Annotated in this window: 25 protein-coding genes and 1 pseudogene; 13 read left to right on the top strand and 13 right to left on the bottom strand. The window is 69.7% G+C overall.

Annotation, left to right across the window (positions count from 1 at the left end; translation table 11 throughout):
* Together BGM09_RS01815 and tuf are read right to left on the bottom strand one after the other, a co-directional pair.
* On the bottom strand, positions 1-562 hold a 562-nt coding region (locus BGM09_RS01815), incomplete at its 3' end, for a spermidine synthase (RefSeq protein WP_188279567.1).
* 326 nt (positions 563-888) lie between these two features.
* Positions 889-2,076: an elongation factor Tu gene (gene tuf, locus BGM09_RS01810; protein WP_188279548.1), complete on the bottom strand. Its 1,188-nt coding sequence runs from the start codon at positions 2,074-2,076 to the stop codon at positions 889-891.
* Positions 2,077-2,536: 460 nt separating this feature from the next.
* Between tuf and BGM09_RS01805 the strand changes: the two genes are divergently transcribed.
* Both BGM09_RS01805 and BGM09_RS01800 read left to right on the top strand, forming a co-directional pair.
* Complete coding sequence (locus BGM09_RS01805) at positions 2,537-3,772, top strand: MFS transporter (protein ID WP_188279547.1); 1,236 nt, start codon at positions 2,537-2,539, stop codon at positions 3,770-3,772.
* Positions 3,773-3,958: 186 nt separating this feature from the next.
* The gene (locus tag BGM09_RS01800) at positions 3,959-4,780 is read left to right on the top strand and encodes a TVP38/TMEM64 family protein (protein WP_188279546.1); all 822 of its coding nucleotides are present in this window, start codon (positions 3,959-3,961) and stop codon (positions 4,778-4,780) included.
* Here BGM09_RS01800 and BGM09_RS01795 read toward each other — a convergent pair.
* Positions 4,737-5,348: a flavin reductase family protein gene (locus BGM09_RS01795; RefSeq protein WP_188279545.1), complete on the bottom strand. Its 612-nt coding sequence runs from the start codon at positions 5,346-5,348 to the stop codon at positions 4,737-4,739. The two genes, BGM09_RS01800 and BGM09_RS01795, sit on opposite strands and share 44 nt — an antisense overlap.
* A gap of 290 nt (positions 5,349-5,638) precedes the next feature.
* The gene (locus BGM09_RS01790; RefSeq protein ID WP_188279544.1) at positions 5,639-5,938 is read right to left on the bottom strand and encodes a hypothetical protein; all 300 of its coding nucleotides are present in this window, start codon (positions 5,936-5,938) and stop codon (positions 5,639-5,641) included.
* Between the two features lie 401 nt (positions 5,939-6,339).
* Between BGM09_RS01790 and BGM09_RS01785 the strand changes: the two genes are divergently transcribed.
* Positions 6,340-7,080, top strand: a complete 741-nt coding sequence (locus BGM09_RS01785; RefSeq protein WP_188279543.1) for a dienelactone hydrolase family protein — start codon at positions 6,340-6,342, stop codon at positions 7,078-7,080.
* Between the two features lie 145 nt (positions 7,081-7,225).
* Entirely contained in the window at positions 7,226-8,125 is a 900-nt protein-coding gene (locus BGM09_RS01780) for a helix-turn-helix domain-containing GNAT family N-acetyltransferase (RefSeq protein WP_188279542.1), read from the top strand.
* A 58-nt stretch (positions 8,126-8,183) separates the two neighbouring features.
* Here the strand turns inward: BGM09_RS01780 and BGM09_RS01775 are convergent, their stop codons facing one another.
* Positions 8,184-8,570, bottom strand: a complete 387-nt coding sequence (locus BGM09_RS01775; protein WP_188279541.1) for a DoxX family protein — start codon at positions 8,568-8,570, stop codon at positions 8,184-8,186.
* A 519-nt stretch (positions 8,571-9,089) separates the two neighbouring features.
* Between BGM09_RS01775 and BGM09_RS01770 the strand changes: the two genes are divergently transcribed.
* Positions 9,090-9,512 (top strand): hypothetical protein, encoded by a 423-nt coding sequence (locus BGM09_RS01770; protein WP_188279540.1) that lies wholly within the window; start codon positions 9,090-9,092, stop codon positions 9,510-9,512.
* Between the two features lie 160 nt (positions 9,513-9,672).
* Here BGM09_RS01770 and BGM09_RS01765 read toward each other — a convergent pair whose 3' ends face one another.
* On the bottom strand, positions 9,673-10,530 hold the full coding sequence (locus BGM09_RS01765; protein ID WP_188279539.1) for a LysR family transcriptional regulator: 858 nt from the start codon (positions 10,528-10,530) through the stop codon (positions 9,673-9,675).
* A gap of 69 nt (positions 10,531-10,599) precedes the next feature.
* Here BGM09_RS01765 and BGM09_RS01760 point away from each other — a divergent pair, with 69 nt between their 5' ends.
* A complete protein-coding gene (locus tag BGM09_RS01760; RefSeq protein WP_188279538.1) occupies positions 10,600-10,917 on the top strand; it encodes a hypothetical protein in 318 nt (105 codons plus the stop codon).
* A 28-nt stretch (positions 10,918-10,945) separates the two neighbouring features.
* Here BGM09_RS01760 and BGM09_RS01755 read toward each other — a convergent pair whose 3' ends face one another.
* Together BGM09_RS01755 and BGM09_RS01750 are read right to left on the bottom strand one after the other, a co-directional pair.
* On the bottom strand, positions 10,946-11,338 hold the full coding sequence (locus BGM09_RS01755; protein WP_188279537.1) for a hypothetical protein: 393 nt from the start codon (positions 11,336-11,338) through the stop codon (positions 10,946-10,948).
* Positions 11,339-11,341: 3 nt separating this feature from the next.
* Positions 11,342-11,689, bottom strand: coding sequence for a hypothetical protein (locus tag BGM09_RS01750; RefSeq protein ID WP_188279536.1), 348 nt, complete (start codon positions 11,687-11,689; stop codon positions 11,342-11,344).
* A 45-nt stretch (positions 11,690-11,734) separates the two neighbouring features.
* Here BGM09_RS01750 and BGM09_RS01745 point away from each other — a divergent pair, with 45 nt between their 5' ends.
* The 3 genes from BGM09_RS01745 to BGM09_RS01735 all read left to right on the top strand — a co-directional run bounded on the left by BGM09_RS01745 (position 11,735) and on the right by BGM09_RS01735 (position 14,066).
* Positions 11,735-12,040, top strand: a complete 306-nt coding sequence (locus tag BGM09_RS01745) for a hypothetical protein (RefSeq protein ID WP_188279535.1) — start codon at positions 11,735-11,737, stop codon at positions 12,038-12,040.
* A 565-nt stretch (positions 12,041-12,605) separates the two neighbouring features.
* Entirely contained in the window at positions 12,606-13,469 is an 864-nt protein-coding gene (locus tag BGM09_RS37340) for a DUF4231 domain-containing protein (protein ID WP_223186160.1), read from the top strand.
* Between the two features lie 264 nt (positions 13,470-13,733).
* Positions 13,734-14,066, top strand: a complete 333-nt coding sequence (locus tag BGM09_RS01735) for a hypothetical protein (protein ID WP_188279534.1) — start codon at positions 13,734-13,736, stop codon at positions 14,064-14,066.
* Between the two features lie 924 nt (positions 14,067-14,990).
* On the opposite strand, the gene BGM09_RS01730 is transcribed toward BGM09_RS01735, so the two are convergent.
* Entirely contained in the window at positions 14,991-15,785 is a 795-nt protein-coding gene (locus tag BGM09_RS01730; protein WP_188279533.1) for an SDR family oxidoreductase, read from the bottom strand.
* A gap of 622 nt (positions 15,786-16,407) precedes the next feature.
* Here BGM09_RS01730 and BGM09_RS01725 point away from each other — a divergent pair.
* Both BGM09_RS01725 and BGM09_RS01720 read left to right on the top strand, forming a co-directional pair.
* Positions 16,408-17,022 (top strand): hypothetical protein, encoded by a 615-nt coding sequence (locus BGM09_RS01725; RefSeq protein ID WP_188279532.1) that lies wholly within the window; start codon positions 16,408-16,410, stop codon positions 17,020-17,022.
* A 73-nt stretch (positions 17,023-17,095) separates the two neighbouring features.
* Positions 17,096-17,689 carry a hypothetical protein gene (locus BGM09_RS01720; RefSeq protein WP_188279531.1) on the top strand — a complete coding sequence of 198 codons (594 nt, stop codon included), beginning with the start codon at positions 17,096-17,098 and terminating at the stop codon, positions 17,687-17,689.
* A gap of 388 nt (positions 17,690-18,077) precedes the next feature.
* Here the strand turns inward: BGM09_RS01720 and BGM09_RS01715 are convergent, their stop codons facing one another.
* The 3 genes and pseudogenes from BGM09_RS01715 to BGM09_RS37330 all read right to left on the bottom strand — a co-directional run.
* A complete protein-coding gene (locus BGM09_RS01715) occupies positions 18,078-19,226 on the bottom strand; it encodes a hypothetical protein (protein ID WP_188279530.1) in 1,149 nt (382 codons plus the stop codon).
* A gap of 172 nt (positions 19,227-19,398) precedes the next feature.
* The gene (locus BGM09_RS37335; RefSeq protein ID WP_317452486.1) at positions 19,399-20,781 is read right to left on the bottom strand and encodes a LamG domain-containing protein; all 1,383 of its coding nucleotides are present in this window, start codon (positions 20,779-20,781) and stop codon (positions 19,399-19,401) included.
* A gap of 160 nt (positions 20,782-20,941) precedes the next feature.
* A pseudogene (locus BGM09_RS37330) lies at positions 20,942-21,313 on the bottom strand (LamG-like jellyroll fold domain-containing protein); the annotation flags it as partial.
* A gap of 55 nt (positions 21,314-21,368) precedes the next feature.
* On the opposite strand from BGM09_RS37330, the gene BGM09_RS37325 reads away from it, so the two are divergent.
* Positions 21,369-21,695, top strand: a complete 327-nt coding sequence (locus BGM09_RS37325; protein WP_223186159.1) for a hypothetical protein — start codon at positions 21,369-21,371, stop codon at positions 21,693-21,695.
* 372 nt (positions 21,696-22,067) lie between these two features.
* Here BGM09_RS37325 and BGM09_RS01705 read toward each other — a convergent pair whose 3' ends face one another.
* Positions 22,068-22,736, bottom strand: coding sequence for a hypothetical protein (locus tag BGM09_RS01705; RefSeq protein ID WP_188279529.1), 669 nt, complete (start codon positions 22,734-22,736; stop codon positions 22,068-22,070).
* A 122-nt stretch (positions 22,737-22,858) separates the two neighbouring features.
* On the opposite strand from BGM09_RS01705, the gene BGM09_RS01700 reads away from it, so the two are divergent.
* On the top strand, positions 22,859-23,656 hold the full coding sequence (locus BGM09_RS01700; RefSeq protein ID WP_188279528.1) for a hypothetical protein: 798 nt from the start codon (positions 22,859-22,861) through the stop codon (positions 23,654-23,656).
* Positions 23,657-23,835 lie beyond the last annotated feature (179 nt).

Below are 23,835 nucleotides of genomic sequence, written 5' to 3'. Positions count from 1 at the left end.
AGATCTCGGCGGGGGCGGGGAACACGGCGCGGACCGTGGCCAGTTGGGACCGCAGGAAGGCGAAGGGGGCCGCGTCGGCGACGTTCGCGACGTAGCAGCCGTCGGGGCGCAGGACGCGGCGCGCGGCGCGTACGAACTCCACCGACGTCAGGTGCGCGGGCACGCGCGCGCCGCCGAAGACGTCCGCCACGACCGCGTCCGCGCTCGCCTCGACCGCCGTGGCCAGCCACGCGCGCGCGTCCGCCGTGTGCACCGTCACCGACGCGGGGTCGGCCAGCGGCAGATGCTCGGCGACCAGCGCGGCCAGTCTCCGGTCGGCCTCGACGACCTCCTGCCGCGATCCGGGCCTGGCCCGCGCCAGCCACCGCGGCACCGTCATCCCGCCGCCCCCGAGGTGCACGGCCGCCACCGGCTCCCCCGGCGCGCTCCCGGCCTCCAGCGCGTACGCGATCCGCCGCACGTACTCGAACTCCAGGCACTCCGGATCGTCCAGGTCCACATACGACTGCGGTGCCCCGTCCACCGTCAGCAGCCAGCCCCGGGGCCGGTCCACGTCCGGCATCAGCCGGGCTTCCCCGAAGTCCACGGGGCGGATCACGGGTACCGCTTCGGGGGCGGGGGCCTCTTCTGGGGCGGTTGCCGGGTCGTCCGGGGTGCGGCTCACGGGGTCATTGTCCCAGGCGGGCGGTTTCCGTACGGGGGTGCGGGTTTCCGCCGCGGGCCGGGGGCCGCTGTCGTGGGACCGGGCCCCCGGCCGCGCGGGGGGGGTTGCCCACGACCCGGCCCCGCCGTCCCCTGATTGTTCGGGGTGCGACGGGGCCGGGCCTTGTTGTGGCCGGGCCTTGTCCGGCCGGGGCGCCGGGCGGGCGGAGTCGCCGGGTGGGCGGCTCAGCCCACTGCGGTAACGGTGCCCGCGCCGACCGTGCGCCCGCCTTCGCGGATCGCGAAGCCGAGACCCGGCTCCAGCGGGAGCGGGCGGCCCAGCTCGACGGTGATGTCGGCGGTGTCGCCGGGCAGCGCCATGCCGCCCGGCCCGCCGAAGTCGACGTCGCCGACCACGTCCGCGGTGCGGATGTAGAACTGCGGCCGGTAGCCGGTGGAGACCGGCGTGTGCCGGCCGCCCTCGGCCGCGGGCACCATGAAGACCGTCGCCGTGAACCGCGAGTGGGTGGCCACGCTGTCCGGCGCCGCGACGATGTCGCCGCGCCGCACCTGGGCGCGCTGCACACCGCGCAGCAGCAGCGCCACGTTGTCACCCGCCTGCGCGGACTCCATCGGCTTCCCGAAGGTCTCCAGACCGGTCACCACACTCACCAGCGGCCCGTCGCCGTGCCCCTCGCCGTACACCTCGACGCGGTCGCCCGGCCGTACGGTCCCCCGCTCGACCGCGCCCGTCACGACGGTGCCGCGCCCGGTGATGGTGAGCACGTTCTCCACCGACAGCAGGAACGGCGCCTCGGTGTAGCGCACCGGGACCGGCACGTGCGTGTCGACCGCGTCGAGCAGCGCCTCGATCGCGCCGGTCCACCGCGGGTCGCCGTCGAGCGCGCGCAGCCCGGAGACGCGTACGACGGGCAGCGTGTCGCCCGCGTACCCGTGGGCGGTGAGCAGCTCGCGCACCTCGAGCTCGACCAGGTCGGCCAGCTCCGGGTCCCCCGCGTCCGCCTTGTTCAGCGCGACGACGATGTGCCGGACACCGACCTGCTTGGCGAGCAGGACGTGCTCCGCGGTCTGCGGCATCACGCCGTCGAGCGCGGAGACGACCAGGATCGCGCCGTCGAGCTGCGCGGCGCCGGTGATCATGTTCTTCACGTAGTCGGCGTGCCCCGGCATGTCCACGTGCGCGTAGTGCCGGGTGTCGGTCTCGTACTCGACGTGCGCGATGGTGATGGTGATCCCGCGGGCCGCCTCCTCCGGGGCCCGGTCGATACGGTCGAACGGCACGAAGGTGCCGGTCCCGCGGTCGGCCAGGACCTTGGTGATGGCGGCGGTGAGGGTGGTCTTGCCGTGGTCGACATGACCCATGGTGCCGATGTTGAGGTGCGGCTTGGTGCGCACGTAATTCTGCTTGGACATGACGGACGTCGTCTCTTCTCTTCCTCTGACGGAGCTGTGCGACGCGGCCGGACCCCGTGAGCCGGACCGACCCTCCCCCTGCGGGGTCCGCCGGATGACTGTCCGGGGAGGGTCAGCGTCGTGCGCCGTCGAAGAAGGTGTCCCGTGCGCTCCGGGCAGCCTTCGTCGGCGCGACCGCTGCTGCGGTGGCGTCTGCGAGGAAGGTGAGCCGGAACATGCGGTGATCATCCCTGCCGGATCGGTGGTACGTCCAAAGGTTTTCCGTCGCCTTGCGAGAAGGGCGTGACGTGATGGTCGACACGACTTCACCCGGTGGTGACGTATGCGAAGCAACCGCGTGCGAGAATTTGTTCCGCAAAGGAACTTAGGAGGCGCCGGGCGCCGGGCGCTGTGCGACCCCGGACCCCGAACCCCGAACCCCGAACCCCGAACCCCGAACATCTGAGAAGGATGCTGCTCCATGCCCCTGGCCATACTCGCTCTGGCGGTGAGCGCCTTCGGCATCGGCACGACCGAGTTCGTGATGATGGGCCTGCTGCCCAACGTCGCTGACGACCTGGGCACATCGGTGCCCACCGCTGGCTATCTCGTCTCCGCCTACGCCCTCGGCGTCGTGCTCGGCGCGCCCCTGCTCACCGCGCTCGGCTCCCGCGTCCCGCGCAAGCGGATGCTCCTGCTCCTGATGGCGCTCTTCACGCTCGGCAACGCGGCCTCCGCCGTCGCCCCCGGCTACAGCACGCTGCTCGTGGGCCGCTTCCTGGCGGGCCTGCCGCACGGCGCCTTCTTCGGCGTCGGCGCCGTCGTCGCGGCGCGGATGGTGAGCGAGGACCGCAGGGCGCGGGCGGTGGCCGCGATGTTCCTCGGCCTGACGATCGCCAACATCGTCGGGGTACCGGCCGCGACCGCGCTCGGCCAGAGTCTCGGCTGGCGCGCGACCTTCCTCGTGGTGTCCGTGATCGGCCTGATCGCGCTGGGCTCGCTCGCGCTGCTGATCCCGCATCTGCCCACCGACGAACACGTGGGCGTGGCCCAGGAGTTCCGGGCCCTGCGTGAGCCGCAGGTGCTGCTCGGCCTGCTCACCGCCGTGTTCGGCTTCGCCGGGATCTTCGCCGTCTACAGCTATCTCGCGTCGATGATGACCGAGGTCACCGGCTTCGCCGACTCCTCCGTCACCTGGTTGCTCGCCCTCTTCGGCGTCGGCATGACGCTGGGCACGCTCGCCGCGGGCCCCCTGACCGACCGGGCCCTGCGGCCGACCCTGTACGTCTCGCTCGGCGCCCTGGCCGTCGTCCTCGTCGGCTTCCACTACGCGGCCGAGTCCAAGGTCGCCGCCCCGATCGCGGTGGTCGTGCTCGGCGCCGTCGGCTTCCTCACCACCACGCCGATCCAGATGCTGGTCATGAACAAGGCCCGCCAGGCCCCGACTCTGGCCTCCGCCTCCAACCACTCCGCCTTCAACCTCGCCAACGCCGGCGGCGCCTGGCTCGGCGGCGTCGCCATCTCCGTCGGCTGGGGCTGGACCTCCCCCGCCCTGGTCGGCGCGGTCCTCGCCGCCGCCGGACTCGGCATCGCCGTCACCGCCGGCGTCCTCGACCGCCGCTCGCCCCACGCCGCCTCCTCCGTCGTCACCGGCAGCGGCCCGCACCTCCAGAATGCCGAGGGCGACGGGGAGTTGACGGTGGCGGACACGGTGTGACGCGGGGTGGCCGCGCGGGGTGACGGTCTTCCGTAGGGCTCCGCCCTCGGCCCGTACGGGGTGCACCATGTCCCGTCCCCGTCCCCGTCCCCGGCCCCGGCCGTAGGGCGCCCCGCCCCGCCCCGCCAGCGCCGTGCGGCGTTCCGACAGGCGCCATCCGCCGCCCAACTCGATTACGCTGCCTGAATGCTCGACCGCTTCCCGCGTGTCCCGGTCTCCGCTCCGTACGGGGCGGCCGTCCGGTTCTCACGCGTGCTGCTCTCGCCGTGGGCGCGGTTCGCGCTGCTGATCCTGCTGTTGGCGGGCGCGGGGGCCGCCGTACTGGCGTGGCAGCCGCAGCATCTGCTGACACACGGCCTGCCGCGTACGTCGGGCACGACGGCGGTCGTCCTCTTCGCGCTCGCGTACGGAGTGTGCACTGTCGCGTTTGTCCCGCGACCGCTGCTCAACGCCGCCGCCGGGGCGCTCTACGGCATCCACGCCGGGCTGCCCGCCGCCATAGCCGGGACCGTGCTGGGCGCGGGTCTCGCGTTTCTGCTCGGGCGGCTGCTCGGCCGTGACGCCGTACGGCCCTTCCTGCGCGGGCGGATCGTGCTCTCGCTCGACCGGCAGCTCAGCAAGCACGGCTTCCGCAGCACGCTGGCGCTGCGGCTCTTCCCCGGGGTGCCCTTCGCCGCCGCCAACTACGCGGCGGCCGTCTCCCGTATCCGGCTGCTGCCCTTCCTCACCGCCACGGCGGCGGGCAGCGCGGCGAACACCGCCGCCTATGTGGTCGCGGGCAGTCGCGCCGCCTCCCCGACCTCGCCGGTCTTCCTGCTGGCCCTCGGATTCCTGGGCGTCACGGGTGTGGCGGCGGCCATGGTGGCCCGCCGCACCCGCTCGGCGCGTGCGGCCGACCCCGACTTCGCCGAGCCCGGCGAGGCTTCCGTCGCTTCCGTCGCCTCCGAGACGGTCACGGAAGCGGTCACATCCCCAGGCCGGACCAGTCCGCCAGCGGAATCCGCTTGATCTCCAGGACCTCGCCGAGCGTCCCCCACTCGTCCTTGCCCAACCGCGACAGCGGGCGCAGTTTCCGTACGTCCGGGTGCCCGTCGTCCAGCACGGCCTCCGACACGGCCGCGTGCACGACCCGCCCGAACACCACCGTCGAGTCCCCCAGCCGGACCGTGCTGTGCAGCTCGCACTCCAGCGCCACCGGCGAGGCCGCCACCCGGGGCGGCTTCACCCTCAGGCTCGGCTCCCGCGCGATCCCCACCGCGTCGAACTCACTCGTCCCGCGCGGGAAGTCCGTCGCCGTCGCGTTGATCTGCTCGAAAAGGTGCTCCGGCGCCAGGCTCACCACGAACTGCCCGGTCTCCTCGATGTTCCGCACCGAGTCCTTCCGCCCCACCGACGTGAACTGCACCACCGGCGGACTCACGCACGCCACCGTGAAGAAGCTGTGCGGTGCCAAATTGTCCGTCCCCGCCGCCGACGTCGTCGACACCCAGGCGATCGGCCGGGGTACGACGACCGAGGTCAGGAGCTTGTAGAAAACGTTCCGTTCAACCTGGCCGGGATCAATATCGATGCGCATGGTCTTCAGTATCCACGCGCGGCCCACCGATCCTCACGGCGGATCGCGGCGCCACCAAACCCCAACTTCTCCGGAAAGTACCCGGAGCTGAGCCCATTGAGCAGCACGCCTTCCCCTTGGGACACCTTCACGATCCCCCCGCAGGCGCGGGCCAGGGCGGTCACCCTCAACCTCTTCGACCAACTCTCCGCCTAACCACCGCATCGGCCCGGCGCATAAGCCCCACTCGGCCGAAGCCACCACAGCGATCGTGGCTCAGACCGGCGCCGACGCCACGAAGCCGCTACTGGTCAGACGGGATCGGTGAACGAGATCGGCTTGCCGGTGGCGTGGGCGTATGCGATCTCCCTGCGCGTGGACTCGCCGACATACCCGCCGGGGTTGACGACCAGCACGCGGTCAGCCAGGTCGATCTTGCGCAGGTGGAGGGCGTCCAACGCGGTCTTCTGCTCGCTGGTGATCAACTCGTCTGCCTCGCCCGGCGCGACGACGATGACACCCGCGAAGGTCAGGTCACGGTTCGCCGCCCGCATCTCGTCCACGAACCGGGTGGAGCCGCAGACGCAGACGATCTCAGGCCGGTCGGCCACGGCTCAGTCCTTCGGGTCGAACGGGAAACCGTCAGTGCGCGCGTGGACATCACAGACGGGCATGTGAGCCGACACTTTACGCGGCGAGTCGGTCAAAGCGCGGGCCCTGGACCGTACACATAGGTGACTCGAGGTCATCGCCTCACGCGTCGGAGGTGGACCGCGCCGTGTATGCCAGGTGTCTTTCAGCGCCGGCGGGACACGCACCTCCTGAAGCGTCGCGAAGAAAACCCGTTGGCGGACCATTCCCGGCCCTTGCTACTCTCTCGGAGGCCGTGCGAGAGAACGAGGAGGTGGTACCCGTGAGCGCAGTATCGACATGGGTGCTCCCCTCTGGGGCCACGGTCGGGCGATAGGTCGTCCGGGAGCGCCGTCAACGAGCACTCCCGAAAGGCACGACCATGCGATTCACTTCTGAGCAACGCCTCGACGAAGGCGTCCGCGAACGCGAATTCACCCTCGGCGAGATCCCCGGCATTCTGTGGACACCTGATGCGGCGTCCGCGACCGCACCGGCCCCGCTGATCCTGCTCGGCCACCCTCCCCTCGGGCTGCGCAAGATGTACCCCCGGCTGCTGGGCCGGGTCATGAGCTGCGCGGCGGAGGGTTTCGCCACCGCCACCATCGAACTCCCCGGAAGCGGCGACCGGCCTCGCCTGCCCGCCCTCGATGAGGCCCGCGCCGGCCTGCGCCGGGCGATGGAGACCGGCGAGCCGGTCGGCGACGAGATCGTCCACGCCCTCGTCCTCCCCCTGGTCGAGGCGGCCGTCCCGGAATGGCGGACCGCCCTGGACGCCCTTCTCGCACTTCCCGAGATCGACGGCCCGGTCGGGTACTCGGGAGGGGTGATCTCCATCGGCGTCCGGCTGGCGGTGGTCGAGCCGCGCGTCTCGGCCGCCGTTCTGTTCGCCGGGAGCCTCGTACCCCGCGCCATCTTCGAGGAGGCCGAGCAGGTCACCATTCCCCTGCACGTCCTCCTTCAGTGGGACGACGAAGGCAATGACCGGCAGGCGTCCCTGGACCTGTTCGACACCTTCGGCTCCAAGGAGAAGTCCCTGCACGCGCACCTCGGCGGACACGCCGGAGTCCCGCAGTCCGCGGGGGACGCCGCGGCCCAGTTCTTCACCCGCCACCTGAAGTAGGACCGGACCGGAGGAGCGCCATCACCGGCTTGGTGGCGCTCCTCCGCACTCCTACGAGCCTCCGCACGGGTCCTACGAGCGACCGGGGAGCGACGTGGGCCGGCCGACTCTGGCTCGAAGCGCATTATCTGACTAGAGTCAGAGAATGGACGCAGCGCAGATCGACCAGGTGCGGCGGTTCAACCGCACCGTCACCGAGCACGTGGGCGTGCTCCACGACCGCTACCTGGGCCGCGACCGGCCGGTCGGCGAGGCCCGGATCCTGTGGGAGGTCGGCGAACAGGGCCAGGACGTACGGCGGTTGCGTGAACGGCTCGGCCTCGACTCGGGTTACGTCAGCCGTCTGCTGCGCTCCCTGGAGACCGACGGGCTGGTGACGGTGGAGCCGCTGCCCCGCGACAGACGGGTGCGCACCGTCCGGCTCACCGACGCCGGCCGCGCCGAGCGCGCCGTGCTCGACGGCCGCAGCGACGAACTGGCGGGCTCCCTGCTGGAGCCGCTCAACGCCGTCCAGCGCTCCCGGCTGGTCGCCGCCATGGCCGAGGTCGACCGGCTGCTGACCGCCGCGACGGTCACGCTGGACGCCGTCGACCCGGACCACCCCGACGCCGAAGACTGCATGCGGTCCTACTTCGCGGAGTTGCGCGAACGCTTCGACACCGGTTTCGACCCCGCGCGGAGTCTGCTGCCCGACGCCGGTGAACTCCGGTCGCCGCACGGCCTTTTCCTGGTCGCCCGGTTGCACGGCGAGCCGGTCGGCTGCGCCGGTCTGAAGCTGCCGCCGGGCGCCCCGGCCGAGATCAAGCGCATGTGGGTCGCGCCCCGGGCCCGCAGGCTCGGCCTCGGCCGCCGCTTCCTGGCCGAACTGGAGCTGCGGGCCGCCCGGAACGGCCGCGACCTGCTGCGCCTCGACACCAACAAGGCGCTGAACGCCGCGATCAGCCTGTACCACTCCTGCGGTTTCGAGGAGGTCGCGGCCTTCAACGACGAGCCGTACGCCCACCACTGGTTCGAGAAGCGGATCATCACACCGCCGCCAGGATGAGCCCTCACCGCCGCCCGGATGAGCCCCCACCGCCGCGAGGACCGCGACCGCCGCGGCCTCAGCCGGTGAAGGGATGGGGGCCGAGGCGGCCCCAGGCGATGAACAGGGCCAGGCAGAGGTAGAAGAGGTTGAGGAGGACGAAGGGGGCTTCGGCCGGGCGGCGGGCGTGGGTGGTCATCGCGCCGACCATGAGGAGGCACCAGCAGATCGCGGTGACGGGGACGAAGAAGGGGGCGATGTCGAGAGCGGCGGGAAGGATGAGGCCGACAGCGGCGAGGAGTTCGAGGACGCCGAGGCTTTTGACGAAGGTGACACCGGCGTCGCCGGTCCAGCCGCCGCCGTGAGCGGCGGCCAGTTTGTCCTTGGGAATGAAGGCCTTGGAAACACCGCCGGTCAGTGCCACCGCGGCCAGCAGCCCGGTGACGATCCACAGCGCGAGGTTCATCGTCCGCTCCTTGATCGGGAATTGCCTGTGTCCCGTAGGACGAGACAGCCGTCGCGGCCTGTGACACGTCAGCGAAAACGGCACGGGACGACACGCCGGACCAGGCGCGGGACGCGGGCAGGACGCGGGCGGGACGGGGCGCGGCCAAATACGTCGAATTTGCGCATGCTTGAACCTTGCGCGGGCTGCTTTCACCCCTTTTAGTCTCCCCACGGAACCCGTGGGACCGAGAAGTCAACTCCCGCCACTGGCGTCCCCACACGTAACAAAGCGACCAATTGAACCCATGTGATGCAGGTCGGTCCAACCTGCTTACGGGGTGGGGCGACGTACCGCTATTCTCAGCCCCCGAGTGTTCGTAGAACGACGTCAGCAGGGAGACAAGTCACCATGTCGCACGATGTACCGCCGCCGGGCCCACCGACTCAGCCGCCGAGCGCGAGCGGCCCGTCCGGGGGTTCTTTCGACCCGGCTTCGGTCAACCGACTCGACTGGGCAATTCTCGGTATCGGGTTCATTGTGTTGATCTTCTCGTTCTTCAACTACTACTCCTGGGATTTCGGGAGCGGTTACGGCATCAACCTCGGCAGCGTGAGTTGGAGTGCCTGGCACTTCAGCCACGGGCTGTTCATAGCCTGGTTCGCGATGGTCATCACGGTGCTCAGCGCCGCGGCCCTCGCGGTCAGCCTCTTCGTGCCCACCGTCACGCTGCCCGCGCCCGACCGCATGCTGACCTTCGTCGGCTTCGCGGTGGGCTTCGTCCTGTACCTGATCGCGATCTTCGCGCACTCCGACTTCGGCCCGGCCGGTGGCCACGGCTTCAGCTTCTGGGTGAGCCTGATCCTCGCCGGTGTCGGCGCGGTCATCGCTCTCATGCGGGCCCAGCAGACGAACACCGTGCTGCCCGGCAAGCTCAACAGCCTCCCGCGCGTCGGCCGGTAGTCAGGCCGTACGCAGCACCACACGCACCACACGCAGCACCGGCCGGACCGCCGCCCCACCTCAGTACGGTGGAGGCGGCGGTCGGGCCCGCGGCGGTCCCGCGGCGGTGGGTGAACGGCGCGCCGCTCACCCACCGCCGCACACGCGGTACGCGGTACCGCTACGCCCTGCCCGCCGCTGCCACCGCCGCCCGTACGAACGAGGCGACAAGCGCCCGGTCGTCGCGCCGCGACCACGCCACGACCAGCCGACTCGTGGGCGCGTCGATCACCGGCACGCACACCAGGCCCGGATGCGCCGGCTCGGCCAGCGACCGCGGCAGCACCGCGACCATCCGCCCCAGCACGATCAGCTGGACCATCTGCGGCACGTCCGCGACCTCCGGCCCGCTCCCGTCGTCGGGCACGCCCGCCCAGCCCACGCCCTGCCAGCGCGGCAGCGTCTCGCCGTCCAGATCCGCGAGCCGCAGCTCCGTACGCCCGGCCAGCCGGTGGTCACGCGGCAGGATCGCCACCCGCCCCTCCACGAAAAGCGTCTGGGACGCGAGCCCGGTGAGGTCGTCGAACGGCGCGTACAGCAGCGCCACATCGGCCCTGCCGTCCCGCAGGTGGTCGGCCCGGTCGGTGGCGCCGCCGAACAGCACGTCCACCCGGCGCGCGTCCGGGCGTTCCGCGTACGCGGCGAGGATCCCGGACAGCAGATTGGCGTCGCCGCCCGGCTTGATCACCAGCCGCAGCTGGGCCCGCGCGTCACCGGCCCGGCGCGCGCTCTCGGCCGCCGCGCCGACCGCGTTGAGCGCGTGACGGCCGTGGTGCAGCAGCGCCTCCCCCGCCGGGGTGAGCGCCACATGGCGGCTCGTACGGGTCAGGAGCAGGACACCGAGGCGCGCCTCGACCCGCCGGATCGCCTTCGACAGCGCGGGCTGCGCGATGGACAGCCGCTCGGCGGCGCGGCCGAAGTGCAGTTCCTCGGCGACCGCGACGAAGTACTCCAGCTCGCGCGTCTCCAGGTCACTCATGCCCTCAGGTTATCGCCGATGATCCAGAAGGTCTTGGACTTGGCGGCCGGGCGACGGTTCCATGGACTCATGATCAGCCATACGATGATTGTCTCGTTCGACCCGTCGATTCCGGACGCGGACCTGGATCAATACCTCAAGGACATCGAAAGCCTGATGGTGGGCTCCGGGCACGTCCGCACTTTCTCCGCCCAGCGCCACATCCGTGTCCCGGCGGACGACCACAGCCCGGTGTTCACCGCCACCGCGATCGTCCACATCGGCGTCGCCGATCTCGACGCGCTCAACGCGGCCTTCGCCATCCCCGGCACCGAAGAGCTCATCAGCCGCTGGCAGGCCCGCTACCCGTACCAGGTCGTCTGGGCCAACCACGAGCCGCTGGCCTGACCGACCCGGCGGGCGGGCGACCGCGTGCTCAGTGCGCAGGCTTCCACCGCACCCACGCCACGACGAAGCCGACGGCGGGCAAGGGCAGGGCCAGGGCCGCGAAGAGCGCGGCCGGCACGAGGACGATCGCCGCCTTGCCCGCCGGGCTCTCGTCACTGACGCCGACGATCCGGACCGCGCAGGAAGCCGCCGCCCCGGCCACCGCGAGCGCGGCCACGGCGACGGCTTCCCGCCGGACGCCGAGGCGTCCGAGCAGGACGCCCAGCGGGATGCCCAGGACGCCGACGGCGGCAAAGGCGGCCAGCAGGGTGATCACCGTGGGGTCGACGGGCGAGGCCGCCCTCGACGCCCACGGAGTCGCCACCGCGGCGGCGATCCATGGGGCCGAGGACAGCCAGGCCCTGCGCGTCGTGCGTGTCATCCGTTAGTTGTTCTCCATGGCGTTCCGCAGATTGCGGGCCTGCTGCTGCCACTGCTGCTTGGCAGCGCCCATCTTGACCCCGGCCCACGCGAACCAGTTCGAGCCCGTCGTATAAGCCTTCTGCGTCAGGTATACGCCGTCCTTCCGGGACGAGATCGAGAACTTGATCTGCGAACCGGGGTCGTCGAAGTATCCCTTGTTGGTCACCGTGAAGGTGAACGAGGTCTTGTCCTTGAAGGACACCTTCACCTTGCCGGGTCCGCCCGCGATCCTGCCGAGGCCGTGCGCGATCGAGTCGCCCGGGTGCAGCGTGCACATCGCGCCCTGGGTGAAGGCGTCGCAGCCGGTCACCTTGATGGCGCAGCGATCCGGAGGCTCGCCCGCGAGCTGGCCGCGTTGGACGACCTCGAGCAGCGCCTCACCCGAGCGCCTGGATCACGGATCACCAGCGCGGTGGTGCGTACCGAGCGGATCTGGGCCGGGACCGAGGATCCCAACACACCCGCTCCCTTCCCGGCGGCATGGCCAGCCGCGCTGAGGGCGTGCCTGGCGGAGGACGTCCGGTTCCAGGCTGATCCCGACGTCGGCTCCGTACCGGATGAGGACTGGGAACGGCGGCGTCACGAGAGCGGGATTCTGCACCGTATGTTCGGCCTGCTGGTCCATGCCGCCAGTTCCGGGAACATCGACTTGGCGGACTAGCCGCGCCTCGCACAGTCCATCCGGCATCTGAACGCCAGTCACCAGGAGGCCATGGCTAGGCGGCGGTGAACGTGGGCGTGGGGCTGCGGGGAGACAGGGAAAGCCACACGGATCCGGATGCGGCCAGCTGCATCTGGGCGGTCCCGCTAATCGATGGCCCTGGGGTCCTCTGACCAGCCGATACTTCGGTCACACGATCACTCGGTTGCACGTCTCGGTCCGCCCGACGTTGATGTTCGCGGCCTGACCGGTCAGCGTGCGTACGGCACGCTGACGCTCTCGCCGACCGTAGGCGCCGCGATTGTGTGGCGCCTACTGCCCTGGCGGCGACGAAGTGTGGGTGCGGATGTCCCACCGACCGCTCCAAATCCGCGTCTGGACCATCCAGCAGCGGTTCGCCTTCGTCGACCAACTGCCCGGCGCAATACTTCCAGACCGAAGCCGTCAGCCGTCTTCGTCGTACGCCGGGGACGATCTTTCATTGATACGACTGAGCGACCTGTGCGACGGATAACTTAGGGTTATCGGATCTGTACGCACTCGGAGTTGACTATGGGGGCGAGTGTTGGCATCTGAGATCGCCAGGTTACGAACGGAAGTTGGGGAGCTGGAGCGAAAGGTCGCCTGGAAGCGGAGACGTGCGCGCTTTCTGGTCGCTTCCCTGCTCGTCACCCTCGTGAGCACCCCTTCGCTCATCGCGTGGAACGTTGCGTTCGCCGATACCCATGCAGCCCTTGTCGCTGGCAGAGGCTTCCTCGGAACCGCTCTGGCCGTTGGCGGCCTCACGGTCGCAGTGATCTGTGTGGATCACCTCGTCCAGGCGGACCCGCTCGATTTCCGCATTCACCACCAAGCACCGGACCGTTACAAGTACAGCCTCGCGCAACTACGGGACCGTCTCGCCATCGAGCGTGAAGAGCTGCGTATGAAGAGCCTGCGGGTACATCCGCCATTGGCGGATCGTCGCGGCCTGTACCGCGAGGACACAGCCGAGGTCATTGCCCAGCTCGGACGGGAGAGCCGCCACTACCGTCGTGTCCATAACAGCCTGCAGTCCCTGATCATCATCGGGTCGACCGCGATGACCACGCTCGCCGCCACCGGTCAACAGGACTGGGACTGGCAGACCCTGTCAGTCGTGGTTCTTGGATTCAGCGTCACCCTCGCATCCGCGTTCACCGGTTACTACAAGTACCGGGAGCGGAGCTACTTCCTACGGCAGACGGCTGACGCCATCGAGGAGGAACTGAATGCCGTGACGCTTGGCATCGGTGAGTACAGCCAGTACGGCGAGTCGCAAGAGGACGAGGCTCTCGCCAAATTCACCCAGCGTGTCGAGGCACTTCGCAACGAGCAGCGGCGTCGTGAGCAGCAGCTGGATCAGCCTGCCGACCAAGCCGCCCCTGCCGAGTCCCCACCGGCTGCATGACTGGCAGTCGTTACAGACCCGGGCCGGTGTTCGCATCGAACACCATAGTTTGGACAGAGACAGCGCTGGCGCGCTCCGCGGCGCGGCGGTGTCCGCGGCCACGGCTGCCATCGGGCCGGGTATGGAGTGACCGCAGAGCAGCGCGAGAGTCCTGGCAGGTGGCAGGCGCGGCTCACGCCGGATGGGCGGCTTGTGCCAGCGGCACGCTGTCGGCGGATCTGGTTGGATGTCGACCCACCTATCTCTACGCCGGAGAGAAGAAGAATGACCATCAGGATCGAGTTGCTCTGGGATGAGAAGACCACCGTGGGCGAGGTGGCGCAGTTCATCGCTCAGGCGAAGGCGGCGGGCGCGGGCCCGGCCGCAGTCATCAAGGACATCACGCATGATCAAGATCCTCAACTCATTCTCGGCTGGCGAGTCGAAGCGCCCGGCGATAGCACCCGCGTCGCTCCCGAGGTAGCCCTGCCGTACCACCTGATGTGGAATGTGCACGGCATGCTGAAGACGATCGCCACTGGTGACGGCGACGTCCGCGGTCTGCAGGAGGCGGTAGCCGAACTTGAGGGCAAGCTGTGGGAAGAGCTCATGAGCTAGAGCAGTCGAGCACGCGTAGCGGCAGCCCGAACAACTTCGACGCCACCTCACGGAACTCCGGATCCGCGCGTTGAACCGGCCGGCTGCAGATGATTCCGTCGATTCTGCGGCCGTGCCTTCCGACAGGTCTCCCTGACTCGCACCGACAGGTCACGCGCACCGCCGACGCCCGGCCCGACGGGCAGCACGGTCGCTCCGTAGGCAGCGCCGCCCACGAACTGCGGAAGACGTCACCAGTCACCCAACGAGCTGGTCAGGGGAGCGATACGCACTCGGGCGGGGGGCGTAGTTCCACTTCGAGGGCAGAGGCAGAGGCTGTGTCCATCCGGCCGCTGCTCCACGATTTCCAGGTCACTGCCCCCGCCGACCGACTGAGCAACTGACGTGAGGTGCTGCCTCTGTACTTGTTCGTGCCTGGTCCGCCACCGCAAGCGCATCGACAACCCGATCAGCAGACACACTCTGCCCGTGACGAGCGAGGCAACGGTCACCAGGACAGTCGTCGCGTCCAAGGCGGTCCCCCTCTATCTGCGTGAAAGCCAGGCCACCGTGACCCGCTACCTCTTGAGAGGCACGGGATGCCGTAACCGTGTAATCGGATCGACAGATTCTTTGAGGAGCCGCTCGCACCGCACACCGTCCAGGACCGGTTGCTGTCCAAGCCCGGGCAATGACCCGGCCCTCCCGCTTCTGACAGCACGGCCTACACAGGGCCCTGGTCCAGCGCGCTCGGGACGGACGTACGGCTGACATGTCGGCGCCCCGTCCCCGCAACTCGGCTGAGGCGATGGCTGTGTCGCTTTCCATGGATGTCATTTCGACGCGAGTTCGGGAGTCGCCTGCCGCGCAATTCCATGATCAACGTCAGTGAGAACTGATGTCGCTCAGTGGTTCGAGACCGATACCGGCTCGACCGGCTCTCCTTCAGAGAGCGGTGCGGAAGCCGCCGTTGCTGAAGAGGTGCTGGCCGTTGATCCACTGGCCTTGCGGGGAGCAGAGGAAAGCAACGAGATTGGCGGGCTCCTCGGGGCCCGCGATCCGTCCTGCGGGCGTTTGCTTGCTGCCGGAAGCACGGATCTCGTCCGTCATCCACCCGGTGTCGATGGGGCCGGGGTTGATGACATTGGCGCGGATGCCAAGCTGGGCGAACTCGTGGGCGGCGGCGAGGGTGATGCGGTCCAGGGCGCCTTTGCTGGCGCCGTAGGGAAGGTTGCCGACGACGTGGTCGCTGGTGAAGGCGATGATGCGCCCGGGGTCGGCATCGTCGGCCGTTCCTTGAAAGCGCCGCCCGAACTCGCGGATGAGCAGCCACGCGGCCCGGGCGTTGACCGCGAAGTGCCGGTCGAAGCTGTCCACGGTCGTGGTCCGGAGGTTCAGGTCACGCTGTTCGCAGTGGCACATCACCAGAGCCCTGACGGGCCCAAGGTCCCTCTCAGCGGAGTCGAAGACGGCTGCTGGGACGGCCGGGGCTGCGAGGTCTGCTTCCACGGCGGTGTGCCGGGCACCCAGGCTGCCCAACTGGCGACCGAGCGCCGTAGGCGCATCGGGCTCGGGCTCCCAGGGCTTCTCTTCGTCGTAGGGGCGCCAGTAGGTGAACGCGACGTCCCAGCCGGTCTCGGCGAGGCGGCGGGCCACGGCGGAGCCGATGTTCACGGTGCGCCCGCCCGCACCGGTGACGAGGGCGACGGAGCGAGGACTGGAGGGCGAGGTTTCCGGCATGAGACGGGATCATGACCCACCCTCGACTATCACCTCAACTGGATATCAGCCCCCCTGCCCAGACTTCCCCATGGGCCCCTGCGGTGGAAGCACACTCCACCGTCCCACCGCAAGAACCTGAGTGACGTCAAAACGAACCGACATCGCACACTCGGTCAGGAGGTGACTCCCACAGTCACCTCGAAACGACTCCCGCACTGAGATACAAAGCCAAGGCGACGGGGCGCTGAGGCGGGGCGGGGCTGTGGTCAGCCGCGGTGGGGTCCTCAGCGCCTGCTCGGTGCTCAGCGGCCGACGGGAGGCGTCGGCGAGCCGGTCGGCCCACCGACGCCTCCAGCCCATCGTCTGCTCCATAACGTCGGCGTGTGGTCTGCCCCGGGCCACGGCCTGCAGTTATGCCAGTCGGCGCAGACGTCACCTGAAGCGAAATATAAAATTCCGCTCGGACTGAAATATTCCTATTTCATTCGGAGTGCAATATTCCCCGATAATTTGAGTCATATGCAGTAAAGAATCAGCCAAGATGGCAATCTTGGTTTTCCTGGGCCGACGGCTCGACAAGAATCGTCTCTCCAAGTCGGGCGAATATTATTGTTCGACGCCATAGACCGAAGGAAGTCGCATGACTTTACGCTTTCGGATTTCGAAGCTCCTCAATGCGCTCACGATCGCATTCGCGGTGGTTCTCGCATGGAGTGGGCCGGCATCGGCCCATGCCTCGCCCGATGACTTTTCGTGGATCTCCTCCGTCAAGCTTGGAACCCACATCGACGGGAACCAGCAGGTGACGCTCACCCGTGTGCCGGGAGACTCGCCCTCTCTGCCCAAGCCGCCCCAGGGGACGCACTACCCGGAGTACGTCCTGGTCGGTCACGTCAAGGACCTCCCCGGTGTCTCTCAGGCGGCCGTCAAATCGTCGGTGTCGCCCAACAGCGCCAGCAAATGCAATCCAACAGGCAGCGCCTTCGCCACCTGCATCGAAGTCACCGGCTCCGGTCTCACAGTCAGCAACTGGACCACGGACGCCTATTTCTGTTCCTGCGCCGCCGGGACTGTGGGAGCCAGCTACATCGTCAATACGACCGTGCTGGAGGTCCTTTACCAGCCGTGGTACGGCGCTGGCCGTTACCAATCAAGGTTCGACGACTTGCCGCGTTCATGGAAGGACGGCACCAAACTGTGCAACTACTGGGGCGGCTCCGAGGGCGGAACACCCTGCATTACCGTCCATAGCTGAACTGGCGTGCGCGGTCTAGCCTGGTGGATTCGGCCCGCTTCCCCGGTACGGGGGAGCGGGCTACGGTTATCTCATGGTCTTCGCGAAGTGGGTACGACGCCGCCAGTTACAACAGGCAACGACCGGCAAGCCGTACTCGGATGAACCGGCCGTAGTCTATGGACTCGGGCCTGGCTTTAGCGGTCGACGCCACCTCAACCAGCGCGTACGAAGCCGCCGTGCGGGCGTTGTCCTCTGGAGGCATCTGACGCCTCCTTACGCGATCAGCCATACCGATGAGAGCGGCCGTCGGCTTGTCGTCGCCAGCCAGCCCCGCCAGTACATGACGGACCTTGCGATGTTCCGGCAACAGTCCCTGGAAAACACCGTGCGCCACCTCCTGATCGATACGCACGGAACATTTCCCGCCGGAGGCCTGACCACAGGCGGGGAGGATTTCGAGAGTGCCGTGGCGGCAGCGCTCACACAGACGCGTCCCGACGTCTGGACCACGCATGAGGTGACCGCCAGCTGGGGTCGGTACGAACTGGACGTCCATGACGTGACGCCTGAGGTATGGGTGGGCATCGCCCGGCTCGAGGACACCTGGTGCGTGCTCCGTAGCCACGGTCTCCCCGTGGAAGAGGCGACCTTGACTCCGGTACGGCTGACCGGAGCACAACGGTAGACCGGCGCCGGTTGCGCCGAGCGACAGCAGGCCTGGCCCCGCCTTCACCGCCTGGACGTGCCCGGCGAGCTCGGGTGCGGCCGCCGTGAGGATGGTCTCCCATCGGGCCAGGACGCTGCCGCTGGCGGCCGGGGCGACCAGGCCGCGCCCGTTATCATCATGTCGATCGCGGCCCCGAGCCCGAGCGGCTCGCGCCCGTCGCGCCGTACGGCCTGCCCGGTGCGCCTCAGCGGCTTCTTCCTGTAGGCGGCGCCGCTCTTCTTCGCCTGCTCCCAGGCCGCGGCCAGGGCCTGGCCCAGCGAGGTCGACCCCGCTGGGCTCGCCGGTCATGCCAACACCGCCGCGGCGTGTTCTGCCGTCTGCCCGCGCAGCTGCTCGAGCCGCTCGTTCAGCAGGAACTGCGCGGTCCGCTCCCGAGCCGCGTCAGATGCCTTGGCGGCCACGGCGAGGGCGTCCGCACCGTTCGGGTTGGCGCGAAACCAGCGGCGGCGCTGCGCGAGCGCGGCTCGGGCCGGGTCCGACTCCAGCTCGCCCGGCTCCACCAGGTCCAGGAACTCGCGCCAGCCGACGTCGATATCGGTGTCCAGCTCCGCCCGGACGTGGGCGACGACGGCCGCGACATCACCCGGGGCGTCCAGGGCCACCGACGGCCGACCTTCGGGGTGAAGCTGCCCGGCACGTCGGGGGCTGGCATGTCGTAGGACCAGGTGAAGGAGCCGGTGTTGGGCCCGACGTTCCAGTTCGAGGACGGGGACAGCGAGGTGGCGGTGTAGTCGCCGTGGTCGCTCGACGTGCCGGCGGTGGCCGCGAGGACGGTCGCGGTACCGGACGCGCCCGAGGACGCCAGGGTCAGCGCGTCGGCGGTCAGCGTGTGCGTGGCCGCGTCGTTCGTGGCGCGGACCGGGGTCCGCGTGGTGCAGGCGGCCTTGCCGGGGGTGGTCAGCGCGCACGCGGGCAGTGTCACCAGGCGCAGCCGGGCCGCGTAGGCGCCGCCGTACGCCTGGGCGTACGCGCTGGCGTCCACGCGGACGCCGACGGTGCCGCCCTCGGCGTCCGCCCGCGGTGCGACGGTGAACAGGAGGCCGTCCACGCCCGCGGCCCGCGTGGTCTCCCGGTCCAGGACGCGTACGGTCGCCGCGCCGCTCAACGGCGCGGCCGACGCCTTGGCCGAGCCGCGGGCCGTGGCGGACGTCGCCGCCGCCGGCACGGTGAGGGTCACCGGGAGCTTTCCGGCGCGCACCGCCGAGGGCTCGGCGTGCGCGGCGGGCAGCGTCACCGTGGCGGTTCCGGGCGCGGCCCAGGACTTCTCCGCGGCCCGGTCGTCGGCCCGGTGCGGCAGGCCGTCCTCGGCGCGGGGCGCCGTCGTGGTGCTGGAGTGTCCGGCCACGGGCACGCCCGGGGACGGTGTTCTCGGCATGTCGTCGGCCTGGGCCGCCGGCAGCGCGGCCACTTGCAGCAGGCCCGCCACCAGTGCTCCGCAGGCGAGCAGCGCGGCCTTGCCGCGCGCGCCGCCCGTTGATGTCCGTCTGTCGCTCACGCTTGTCCCGTCCCCATCCCTCACCGTGTGCGCCCCCGTCTTCCGACGTCGGCAGCACGAACCGCCGCCGGGCTCCGCCCGTGCGCACGTGTCTGATCTGTCACTTCGTCGAATGCCACGCGCCCGGGGCGGCGCGCGATGAACCGCGCGCCGCCCCGGTGGTGCTACCGGGTCAGGGCCCGGCGGTGGTGTCGAGATCCACGCCGCTGGCGAGCGCCGCGATCTGGGTGTCGGTCGCGACTCCGCCGAAGACCCACACGTCGTCGATCACGCCGGGCCAGTACTCGCCCCAGGTGGACGTGCCGGTCTTGAGCCGGCCCAGTTGCAGGCCCTTGGTCGCGTCGAACGGCAGCACCGAGGAGTTCCACGACACCGACTCCTTGCACGCCGGGTCGTCGGGGTTACCGTCGTCGTCATCGTCGGAGCAGAGCGACTGCTGCATCTGGCCGTTGATGTACAACCGCATCTGACCGGCCATCAGGTCGTAGACCACGGCGATGTGATCCCACGCGCCGTTGTCCTGGAAGCTGGTGTCGGCGGCGGTCGAGACGACGGCGCCGGTCCCGTCCGCGTTGGACGTCTGCAACTGCCAGGCGCCGGCGTGGGCCGGGTCGGCGGAGTCGGGTACGTAACGCACCGCGAAACCGTTGGTGTTCGTACCGGCCATGCTCAGCACCGTCACCGGTTTCGTCGGCCGCGCCGCGGTGGACACCCACGCGCCCACCGTGAAGCTGCTGTTGGTGTGGATCGGTGACGTGGTGGTCGACGCGTAGCCGGTGGCCGTGCCGTTGAGCACCAACGACCCGGTGCCGACCATGCTGTTGGCACCCGTGGCGTCGATCTGCGCGCCGCCGCCGAGGGTCAGCGGGTGCTGGTCGGCCGCGGTGGTCAGCGAGTCGGGCGAGACCTGGGGACTGCCGGACGCGCTGTCCAGCTTCCAACGCCCTTCGACCACGAGCTGGTTGTGGTACATCGACTCGGCTTCCGGCGCCGACAGGGCCCGGTCGTAGAACCGCACGTCGTCGATCTGACCGGGAAAGAAGCTGCTCGGTGCGCCGTCGTACGACCCGACGCCGATCTGGACGGGTCCCTTGCCGTAGAAGGGCGCGGCGAATTTCGTCGTGGCCACCCAGACGCCGTTGACGTACAGCCGCATGTCGTCGGTGTTCGCGTCGTACGAGCCCAGGAGATGGGTCCACACACCGGCCGGTGAACGGGTGGTGTCGCCCTGGGCGGCCCGCACGATCGTGGCGCTGTCGGAGTCCGCGGTGTAGGCGTCGAAGGACCACCCGAAGGTCGCCGAGTAGTACAGCTCGAAGCCCGGCCGGTAGGCGCCGGTCTGGGTGGCGATGATCGCCGCGTGGTCGGGTTTGGCGGACAGTTTCGCCCAGCCGACCACGGAGAAGCTCCGCTGGTTGTTGACCTGCGGGGAGCGGGTGGACGCGTAGCCGCTGGTGCCGTTGAGGGTCAGCGACGTGTCCTGCGCGCCCGCGCTTCCCGCGGTGACCCCGCCGTGGAAGACCGCGAGGTCCACGTCGGCCTGGCCGTGCACCACCGTGGTGGGGTTGCCGTCGTCCTGCGTGGCCGGTTCGTCCAGCGGGAAGACCGCGCTGGCCGGTCGGCCGGCCCCGAGCTGCTCCCCCCTTGTACAGGTGCGCCACGTCGGCGGCCACCAGGGGCTTGTCGTAGATCCGGACGTCGTCGACCGTGCCGGGGAAGAAGCTCCCCGGGGAGCCGGAGTAGTTCCCCGCGCCGATCTGGAGACCGCGCCGCGCGTCCCACGCGGTCGTGTAGCTCGTGGTCCCCGTCAGGGTCCCGTTGACGTACAGCGACAGCGTGTGGGCCGTCCCGTCGTACGTGCCGAGCAGGTGGTACCACTGTCCGGCCGTCACGCCGCCCGCCGTGGCGGACATCGCGCGGACCGGGGTGGCGGTGGCCGAGTCGGAGCTGTACTGGTTGAACACCCACCGGTCGTAGCCCTGCGAGTAGTACAGCTCGAAGCCCGGTGCGTTGTTGCCCGGCTGGGCGGCGACGACCGCCGCGGTGGTCGGCATCCGGTCGAGCTTCACCCAGGCGGCGACCGTCATGCCCTGGTCGGTGTGGACGGCCGGGATGTCGGACTGGAGGTAGGAGTCGGTGCCGTTGAAGTCGACGGCGGTGCCGGACTTGCCGGGCGCGCCGAGGGCCGGCGAGCCGACCGCGTTCAGGGTGCGGTCGCCGGCGGAACCGGCCGCCTGCGCGGCGCCCGCGTCGTCGTCGAGTCGCCACTGGGCGCGGGCGGGCTGGCCCTCCTTGACCCGGAACTCGTACACCTCAGGCTCACTGCCGTTGCCCGCGCTGTCGAACGCCTGCACGTTCAGGAAGTTGGTGCCCGCGCGGGTCGGCCGGAAGGTCACCGACTTCGCCGCGCCGCCCGAGGTGGCCACCGTGTGGGCCGTGTCGCACACCGCGTCCGCGTTGACGCCGTAGCAGTACTTCACGACGTCGGTGGAGGCCGACCGGAAGGTGAAGTCGCCGTCACGGCCGACACCGTCGTACGTCGGGTCGTTCGGGTTGTCGTCGTCGACCGCCGGGTAGTCGCCCGAGGTGATCACGGGTCCCGCCGGCACGGTGGTGTCGTACACCCAGTAGCAGTTGGTCGCGGAACCCGCGGACGACCACGGGGAGTAGCTGTAGTACTTGCCCTGGTCGTAGTCGACCGCACGGGCCTGCCAGGCGATCGTCTTGTTCTTCGGGACCGTCTTGCCGCCGAGCCTCGCGGTGAGCTTCGTGGAGAAGGTCGAGCCGGACTTCTTCGGGCCGATCTTCGCCGAAGTCCACTGCGTGACCAGGCCCTTGCCGTCACCTGCGTCCCACGCGACGGAGAACTGCACACTCACCTGGTCGCCGTCCGGGTCGGTGACATCGCTCGCGCTGATCGTCGGCAGGGTGCGGATCCGCACCGACACCGAAGGTGGTGGTCCCGGAGTTGTGGGCCGCGGCGTACTTCACCCCGGTGGTGGCGTTGAACTCGACGTCGGAGGCCGCGCCGCCGGAGTAGCCGTGCGCCTCGGTCTGGGTGTCGATGTGGTCGAGCCAGTGGTCGGCGGAGGAGTTCCAGGTCGTGCCCTTGGTGAAGCCGCTCGTGCGCCACAGCTCGATCGGCTTGGCGGTGCACGACGCCGACCACGTCTCGTGCGCGACGAAGGTGGCGTCCAGGATCGTCTTGCCCGCGAACTTCGACGTCGGGAAGGAGTAGAAGAGCCGTTTGACGTCCCTGGGCGCGCAGTAGGTCCAGTCGCAGTCGCCCACACCGGCGTCGTCGTCGCCGTTGAAGCGGTACTGCGGGCTGGACGCCCAGTAGCGCGAGACCATCGTCCAGTCCCCCGCCTTGGGGGTGTACGTCTGCGGGTCGATGTACAGCGGGAACGAGGTGTCCGCGCCGGTCAGCAGCGCGTGGTCGGGCGTCAGCGTCAGCGTCAGCGAGCCGGACGCGTCGGAGGTGTCGACGGCGACGGCGATCGGCGCCATCTGGGACGTACCGGTCGGCCTTCGCCGGGTCCTCCGGGCCGCCGTCCTCGGCGGTCGCGGTCTTCGCGCCCTTGGCGGTCCCGGCGCTCCTGGTTGCCGCCGCCGGGGTGTTCGTCCCCTGCGTGCCGGAGTCCCACATGATCGGCTGCGGCGCCGCGAAGACCTCACCGCCGGTCGTGGTGTCGGTGGCGGTCAGACCGCCGTCGGCGGTGCGCGCCACGTCGAGGCCGTCGGTCACCACCCCGAAGGTGAGCTGCGTGAGCGCCGGATTCCGCGCCGCGGCGGCGGTGTTGAGCACCAGCAGTTCGTGGAAGCCGTCGGTGTCCGCGCGCATCCGGAGGTCGACATCCGGCAGGACGTTCTTGTACGTGGCGGTGTCGCCGTCGAGCGTCGGCGCGGGCAGCGCCGACGGCCAGGTGTACGACAGTTTCCGCCCGGCCCTGTCCAGGGTCACCAGCGGCGCGGACCCGCCGCCCGACAGCTCCATGCCGACGGACGCGACCGCGGGCGCGACACTGCCGTCCGGCTGCCGCACCAGAGTGTTGTCGACCGTCTTCCACTCGCCGCCGACACGGGCCCGGACCGGACGCAGGTGCTGGTCCGTCTCCAGGCTGCCGGCCGGCAGCGCGTACGTCTCGTTGGACTCCGTCCGCAGCGAGGTGATCTCCACGCTCTGCCCGGCCTCGGCCGCCTCGGCGACCGCCGCGTCCCGCGTGAGCGCCGTGCGGTGCGAGACACCGGTGTCGGCCTTCGCCGGCTTCGAGGACCGTGTCGCCTTCGACATCGATGTCGACGTCGGCTCGGCGCCCGGAGCCGATGCCGGTGCCGCGGCGACCGCTACCGCCGCCGCGGGACCCACCGCGACGACCAGAGCGGACGCGAGCGTCACTATCAGCCACGAGACGCACGCACACGTCTGACCCCACCCAAATCCATAATCCCCCCATGAGACGCGCCGCCTTGTAGGCGTCTGTTAACAGTGCGCGAAAAATCGAGAACCGTAGATCAACGCCTTCACGACAGCAACACACTTCTCTTGAATATTCGCCCGCCCCCAGCGTTTCGTGACGTTCCGTCAATGTCCGTCGAATATTTCGCG

The organism is Streptomyces sp. CBMA29, assembly GCF_014596445.1.
Taxonomy (GTDB): Bacteria; Actinomycetota; Actinomycetes; order Streptomycetales; family Streptomycetaceae; genus Actinacidiphila.
Note: the sequence above shows the minus strand (reverse complement) of the source record. Positions and strands in the feature narration are given on the sequence as shown.

What these genes read in the sequence shown, in the direction of transcription:
- tuf (WP_188279548.1), bottom strand. Translation starts at nt 2,076, where the DNA reads ATGTCCAAGCAGAATTACGTGCGCACCAAGCCGCACCTCAACATCGGC.
- BGM09_RS01805 (WP_188279547.1), top strand. Translation starts at nt 2,537, where the DNA reads ATGCCCCTGGCCATACTCGCTCTGGCGGTGAGCGCCTTCGGCATCGGC.
- BGM09_RS01800 (WP_188279546.1), top strand. Translation starts at nt 3,959, where the DNA reads ATGCTCGACCGCTTCCCGCGTGTCCCGGTCTCCGCTCCGTACGGGGCG.
- BGM09_RS01795 (WP_188279545.1), bottom strand. Translation starts at nt 5,348, where the DNA reads ATGCGCATCGATATTGATCCCGGCCAGGTTGAACGGAACGTTTTCTAC.
- BGM09_RS01785 (WP_188279543.1), top strand. Translation starts at nt 6,340, where the DNA reads ATGCGATTCACTTCTGAGCAACGCCTCGACGAAGGCGTCCGCGAACGC.
- BGM09_RS01780 (WP_188279542.1), top strand. Translation starts at nt 7,226, where the DNA reads ATGGACGCAGCGCAGATCGACCAGGTGCGGCGGTTCAACCGCACCGTC.
- BGM09_RS01775 (WP_188279541.1), bottom strand. Translation starts at nt 8,570, where the DNA reads ATGAACCTCGCGCTGTGGATCGTCACCGGGCTGCTGGCCGCGGTGGCA.
- BGM09_RS01765 (WP_188279539.1), bottom strand. Translation starts at nt 10,530, where the DNA reads ATGAGTGACCTGGAGACGCGCGAGCTGGAGTACTTCGTCGCGGTCGCC.
- BGM09_RS01760 (WP_188279538.1), top strand. Translation starts at nt 10,600, where the DNA reads ATGATCAGCCATACGATGATTGTCTCGTTCGACCCGTCGATTCCGGAC.
- BGM09_RS01755 (WP_188279537.1), bottom strand. Translation starts at nt 11,338, where the DNA reads ATGACACGCACGACGCGCAGGGCCTGGCTGTCCTCGGCCCCATGGATC.
- BGM09_RS01735 (WP_188279534.1), top strand. Translation starts at nt 13,734, where the DNA reads ATGACCATCAGGATCGAGTTGCTCTGGGATGAGAAGACCACCGTGGGC.
- BGM09_RS01730 (WP_188279533.1), bottom strand. Translation starts at nt 15,785, where the DNA reads ATGCCGGAAACCTCGCCCTCCAGTCCTCGCTCCGTCGCCCTCGTCACC.
- BGM09_RS01725 (WP_188279532.1), top strand. Translation starts at nt 16,408, where the DNA reads ATGACTTTACGCTTTCGGATTTCGAAGCTCCTCAATGCGCTCACGATC.
- BGM09_RS01720 (WP_188279531.1), top strand. Translation starts at nt 17,096, where the DNA reads ATGGTCTTCGCGAAGTGGGTACGACGCCGCCAGTTACAACAGGCAACG.
- BGM09_RS01705 (WP_188279529.1), bottom strand. Translation starts at nt 22,736, where the DNA reads ATGGCGCCGATCGCCGTCGCCGTCGACACCTCCGACGCGTCCGGCTCG.